Source organism: Pseudomonas sp. 21615526 (assembly GCF_013386245.1).
In the GTDB taxonomy this organism is placed as follows: Bacteria; Pseudomonadota; Gammaproteobacteria; order Pseudomonadales; family Pseudomonadaceae; genus Aquipseudomonas.
On the sequence record NZ_JACAOM010000268.1, the window covers coordinates 1 to 663 of the forward strand.

The 663-nt window shown below is 49.3% G+C and carries 2 protein-coding genes; both read right to left on the reverse strand.

The annotated features are described in order from the left end of the window. Window positions 1–89: 89 nt before the first annotated feature. Window positions 90–206, reverse strand: a complete 117-nt coding sequence (gene ccoM, locus HX786_RS32225) for a cytochrome c oxidase subunit CcoM (RefSeq protein WP_003210916.1) — start codon at window positions 204–206, stop codon at window positions 90–92. A 143-nt stretch (window positions 207–349) separates the two neighbouring features. After that, window positions 350–663 (reverse strand): hypothetical protein (locus HX786_RS31635; RefSeq protein ID WP_218647803.1); only part of this gene is annotated, 314 nt, incomplete at its 5' end.

Genomic DNA, 663 nt, shown 5'->3' on the forward strand with positions numbered 1-663 from the left:
GATATGTACACAAAACAAAAAATCCAAAACAAAAAAAAGGCGACCGAAGTCGCCCAAAATGCCTTGCGTGCTCATGTATCCGAAAAGACCTAAGGCCTCTTACGCTTATTAGCGTCTTTCCAGATAAAAATTCCAAACCCTACAAAGAACATCACCATGAGGCCAACCGTCAGCACTCCGGCAAACACCACATTATCGAAAAACATGACCGGCCTCCTGCACTTGCCCTGTTGCGATAGGGCTAAGTTAACCAAGAAGACGAAAGAAGAAATTGACGAGGATCAATGTCGCCCGCGACGGAGCGTAAAGAAGGGAAATAACTGACCTGCATCAAACGATGCAGGCTATATCAACGCTTTTTCGGTTTGCTTTTCGGCTTTTTCTTGGGCTTCCCCAACGGCATCGCCTGTTCAAACGCCTGGCGCACTTCATTCAGTCGCTTGTCATTCAGATCATGAACACGTTTGGCCCGTTCGGCATTCAGGTCAATCAGCTTGTCATCGTCACTCATGGCTTGGCTTACGTAATGGCTTGGATGCCCCAATAATGCGTCCTGCGCCAATCCCGCGTAAACAAAATCGATGTCATCCCGCGCATTTGCCCGCAAAATCCCCCCATCCCACCCCCTCACACAGAGCGTTCGACGTGGCACTGCACAAGGAC